The organism is Johannesbaptistia floridana (assembly GCF_057440575.1).
In genome coordinates, this window is record NZ_JALKVM010000018.1 from 1 (window position 1) to 4,417 (window position 4,417).

The 4,417-nt window shown below is 36.1% G+C and carries 7 protein-coding genes; 1 reads left to right on the forward strand and 6 read right to left on the reverse strand.

Annotated features, from left to right (window positions below):
* The first annotated feature begins 709 nt into the window (after positions 1-709).
* A complete protein-coding gene (locus tag MW688_RS01195) occupies positions 710-1,783 on the forward strand; it encodes a hypothetical protein (RefSeq protein ID WP_486734079.1) in 1,074 nt (357 codons plus the stop codon).
* 210 nt (positions 1,784-1,993) lie between these two features.
* On the opposite strand, the gene MW688_RS01200 is transcribed toward MW688_RS01195, so the two are convergent.
* From MW688_RS01200 to MW688_RS01225, 6 genes are all read right to left on the reverse strand, one after another.
* Positions 1,994-2,482 carry an ISL3 family transposase gene (locus tag MW688_RS01200; protein ID WP_486734080.1) on the reverse strand — a complete coding sequence of 163 codons (489 nt, stop codon included), beginning with the start codon at positions 2,480-2,482 and terminating at the stop codon, positions 1,994-1,996.
* Positions 2,448-2,756: a helix-turn-helix domain-containing protein gene (locus MW688_RS01205; RefSeq protein ID WP_486734084.1), complete on the reverse strand. Its 309-nt coding sequence runs from the start codon at positions 2,754-2,756 to the stop codon at positions 2,448-2,450. The genes MW688_RS01200 and MW688_RS01205 overlap by 35 nt, the downstream gene beginning before the upstream one ends.
* Before the next feature lie 290 nt (positions 2,757-3,046).
* Positions 3,047-3,178, reverse strand: a complete 132-nt coding sequence (locus tag MW688_RS01210; RefSeq protein ID WP_486734081.1) for a hypothetical protein — start codon at positions 3,176-3,178, stop codon at positions 3,047-3,049.
* A gap of 26 nt (positions 3,179-3,204) precedes the next feature.
* On the reverse strand, positions 3,205-3,660 hold the full coding sequence (locus tag MW688_RS01215) for a transposase family protein (RefSeq protein WP_486734082.1): 456 nt from the start codon (positions 3,658-3,660) through the stop codon (positions 3,205-3,207).
* A gap of 55 nt (positions 3,661-3,715) precedes the next feature.
* The gene (locus tag MW688_RS01220; RefSeq protein WP_486734085.1) at positions 3,716-3,934 is read right to left on the reverse strand and encodes a four helix bundle protein; all 219 of its coding nucleotides are present in this window, start codon (positions 3,932-3,934) and stop codon (positions 3,716-3,718) included.
* 40 nt (positions 3,935-3,974) lie between these two features.
* Positions 3,975-4,226, reverse strand: a complete 252-nt coding sequence (locus MW688_RS01225; protein WP_486734083.1) for a four helix bundle protein — start codon at positions 4,224-4,226, stop codon at positions 3,975-3,977.
* Positions 4,227-4,417: the final 191 nt, after the last annotated feature.

Here is a 4,417-nt window from a genome sequence, read left to right on the forward strand (position 1 = left end):
TAGATGAGTTTTGAAGTAATAAGTAATAAGTAATGAGTAAGAAGGTAGCCTGTAGGTTGGGCAGGGAGAAAACCCAACAAACATGAGTTTTGAAGTGAAAGAAGTTTTGAAGTAAGAGAATTAATGCGATCGCGCTTAAAAATTGATTCTCCCTTGTCGGCCAATTTCTGTACTTTTGTTTTGGTGCAAGATATGAGTTAACGCACCCTACATACTATTTACTTATTATTTTATACTACACAAGGGGCGAACTCCCCCCTACGAATATCATAACTCAATGACTAGATAATTGTCAAGGAAGAATAAAGAATCAAAAATGGAATTTCTCACACCCCTTAACTATTTACTTCCTGATTAGATAAAATAAAACCTAAAACAAAACGAAGCGAGAAATAAACAGATTTTGTAGGGTGTGTTAGCGTGAGCGTAACGCACCGTTAGATGAGTTTTGAAGTAAGAAGGTAGCCTGTAGGTTGGGCAGGGAGATAACCCAACACTATAAAAGTAGTTTAGTGGTGCTTATTTATTTATTTATTATTTTATACTACTATAGGGGCGAACTCCCCCCTACGAATATCATAACTCAATGACTAGATAATTGTCAAGGAAGAATAAAAAAAGTCCTCCTTATTAACCGAGGGGAATCATGTAAATGTAGAATGAGATAATCTGCTAACTACTAAAACAAAACGAAGCGAGAAATAAACAAATGAAAGTAGCCCAACACCACAACGAATGGCTATCATTAATAGATATTGAAGGACCATTTTTAACCCTACCAGTCATCTATGATAACTTTCCTCAGGGATTAGACCAACTCGACAAAGGTAAAACTAGCCTAGTTAGGGAAGTATATTTAGAATGGTTAGAATCAAAACAAGATGAGAGGATACATCGCGCCTGGATAGAATGGGTATTAGAGAATATCCTCGAATATCCAGACACAGTTTTAATTACCAGAGAAGATAAACCCCAATGGGTATTAGTTAATCCCAATACCACCACCCCGAGACTTTTAATTCAATACTATCCCCCTCATCAAAGCTTAGAAGCCTCTCAACCCAAACTACAAGAATCACCAACCCTAGAAATGTTGACATGGCTGCAAGACCAAAATATTGCTTTAGGATTAATTACCAATGGGGAAAAGTGGATGCTTATTAATGCTAATATCTCCCCTGTTAGCGGTTATGTCACCTGGGAATCTCAACTGTGGTTAGAAGAAACAATTACTCTTCGCGCCTTTATACACCTATTGGGGGTAAGACGCTTCTTTGCTTCAGGAGAAAAGACATTAGAAAATCTCCTAGTAGAAAGTAAAAACACTCAACAATCAGTTACCGATGAATTGGGATATCAAGTTAAAACAGCTTTAAAGATACTTATCAGAAGATTAGAAACAGTCAATGTAGATAGACAGGGAAGACTATTAGAAGGATATACAGAAACAGAAATCTATAGAGGTATGGTAACAGTGATTATGAGAATTATCTTTATTCTCACTGTTGAAGAAAAAGAATTAATTGAGATGGGTGGAAGTCTCTATGAACATAATTATGCCTTATCTGACTTAGGAAAAGGATTAAGAAACATTGCTGATAAGTTTGCAGAGGAAATACTCGGAAGTCGTAAAGAGGGATGGGGGAGAATTCTAGCAACCTTTAGATTATTATATGCAGGCTGTGACCATGAAGTCTTCTCTTTAACTGCTTATGGTGGAGAATTATTTAATCCAGATAAGTATCCCTTTCGGCTCTTACACACTTTTGGTGATGTGTCATAAGTTAACTGTTGGGTTGAGCCAATTCGGAATTCGGAATTCGGAATTCGGAAAATTAAGAGCTTTATTCCTATTTCTTCGATTAGCATTAAATACTACCCAATTAAATGCAAGGTTTTAAAGGGCATTTGGCTCAAAATCTTGCAGTTTTTAGAATAAAAAACAGGCTTAAACCTATAGACAATTCATTGTTTTATATTTATTTAGTAAGTCCTAAATAGCCCAGAGAAATCTTCGTGTTAACAATTCGAGACTAGCACGACCATACATTTGACGTTTTAACATTTTCAACCGATTAATTTGTCCTTCTACTGGACCATTATTCCAGGAGAGAGTCATGCCTGATTTAACAGCATCATAATCATATATTAATCCTTGCGCAAAGTTAACTAAAGGTGTAATTTTACTCAATTTAACTTGAGCTAACCATTCATCAAATTTTTCTGGAGTTCTTTCACGAATAAGCTTAATAAAAGTTTGACTCAGTTCAATCGCTAAAGATAGAATAGAATTCTGATTTTGAAGTTGTTCAATAATATATTCATCTGTTGAATCTCTGTTTTCTTCTCTTCTAAGAATTAAACTAGTAGTACAACGAATAGTCAAAGGTAGTTTAAGGTCATCAAGAACAATTCTTGGTTTTAAGACAAAAGATTTCTGTCTTGGTTTAATTCCTTGCGCTTTTCGGAGACGCCCTTGCATAGCGAGCAACTGTAGCATAGCTACCCTGATAACCTAGTTCTTGAAGTTCAAAAAATAATTGTTTTGCTTCATAACACCCTTCATTCCAACGTTTGAGAAAATAGTCTTTATATTCATCAATAAGACTACGGCCTTTGTCACTACGACCTTTACGCTCGGGAAATTCAGAAGTTGCCAAATATCTAAATACTGTAGTTTTACTAATACCTAGCTTAGCAGCAATAGCTTTTCCAGACATACCAAGATTTCTTAATTCGATAATTTTGTTATAAATCTCTAATCTTCTCTGGCGTCAATGTTTCAGCTTTAGCCAATGCTTCTGTTGGGGAAATTGGAGGTGATATTCGGGCGTGCGACAGACTCGTCCTCACAAATAAGTGAGCAGCTCAGAGATTCTTCTACTGCTTGTAAATCCTTTGTGTGATTCATAAATACCTTTTCCAAAGTTTCACCCAAATTTTGAATTAGATGAAATCGGTCTGCTACGAGAAATAGCTTGTGGCGCTCCATTTCTGGCTCCTTTTTCGTAAGCTAAAGAAACGATCTCGGGAGACTATCTCAACATCACCGATATTCTTCTAACCATTCCCTCACAGTTTCTGACTCACGATTGGATAGTAGAGTGATTGGTTGATGAGTCTCTAAATCTACCACAATACTACCATAGTTTCTCCCTTTTCGTACTAGCCCAATCATCAATTCCAATTACGATAGGATTAACATCAGTTTTCAGAGGCAATTTTGCTATTTCTCTTAATAGAGTTTGGCGAGAAGTTGTATAACCCAGAGCTTTGGCTAGGCGAGACCCTGCTATACCCCCTAATGCCAATCCTATTAGAACTTGACGTTGTGCGATCGCGACAGGTTTTTCTAGCCCAAGAATTGACTATATCTGGTAATCTTTCCGTAAATATTTTTCGTTGACACTTTGGATTAGTACAGAAAAATTTTCTGACCTCAAGCTGCCATTTGACCTCATATTCTCCCCAAGGAAGATCTTTGACTATTCTTTCATATTTGCTATGAACTCGATTATTTAGTTGATGGCAGACTGGACAATAAGCTAATGCTTGATTTGAAGTCACATTCAGCCGTATTTCGCTATTCATTGAATCTATTTGACAATTTTCGAGTCTGAGCCATTCTATATTGGGTAAGAAGCTTTTTTCTATTTCCATTGCTTTTCCCCTTTGAAAAATGAAATCCTATCTTAAACATAGCCAATTTCTTCAATTAATTGGGGAGTTTATCAGGATTTTCTTTGATTTTCTTAGTAATAGAAACCAAAATCTTGATGATTTCTTCTATTTCTTTCAATAAAGATCCTAAACGCTCTCGGTTAACAATCTCTGATGCTACTAAAAGTCTTAACCAATATTTAGTTTCTCGTGCTTCTTTTAGAGCTATTTCTAATTTATTCAGAAAATCTTTTCTTGATTGACCAAAAAAAATAAGGTTACAAGCCCACTCCTTTAGGGGTGAAAGAAAAAAACTATATTCTTTGTTTCAAGCCCATGACTTTAGGCATGGGTATTTCCGAATTCCGAATTCCGAATTCCGAATTCCTTTGACCAGACTTGGCTTCAATTGTGTTGGCCCCTACACTTGTTGCTGCTCTTAGCAGTTGTTGAGATATAGTACGAGAAACACCTGGTTTTTCTTCTAAAAAAGAGCAAAGTTTTACAATACGAACAGAAAAATTAAATGTTCGTTCTGAAATTGGTTCGTATTCCATGTCTAGCATAAGATTTCAACATTTTAATTTTAAGGCTGAGATGATCTCTTCTCTCTAATTTTTTCCGAATTCCGAATTCCGAATTCCGAATTGGCTCGACCTCCACAGTTAACTTATGACACATCACCAAAAGTGTGTAAGAGCCGGAAGTGGGGCATTTTTAGTGCAAACTTGTAGATATCTAGGGGAAAAGTTGGTTG

Bases quoted from the DNA above. Each gene is read 5' to 3' on its own strand.
- MW688_RS01215 (WP_486734082.1), bottom strand. From the start codon at position 3,660: ATGGAAATAGAAAAAAGCTTCTTACCCAATATAGAATGGCTCAGACTC.
- MW688_RS01195 (WP_486734079.1), top strand. From the start codon at position 710: ATGAAAGTAGCCCAACACCACAACGAATGGCTATCATTAATAGATATT.
- MW688_RS01200 (WP_486734080.1), bottom strand. From the start codon at position 2,482: ATGCAAGGGCGTCTCCGAAAAGCGCAAGGAATTAAACCAAGACAGAAA.
- MW688_RS01225 (WP_486734083.1), bottom strand. From the start codon at position 4,226: ATGCTAGACATGGAATACGAACCAATTTCAGAACGAACATTTAATTTT.
- MW688_RS01210 (WP_486734081.1), bottom strand. From the start codon at position 3,178: ATGATTGGGCTAGTACGAAAAGGGAGAAACTATGGTAGTATTGTGGTA.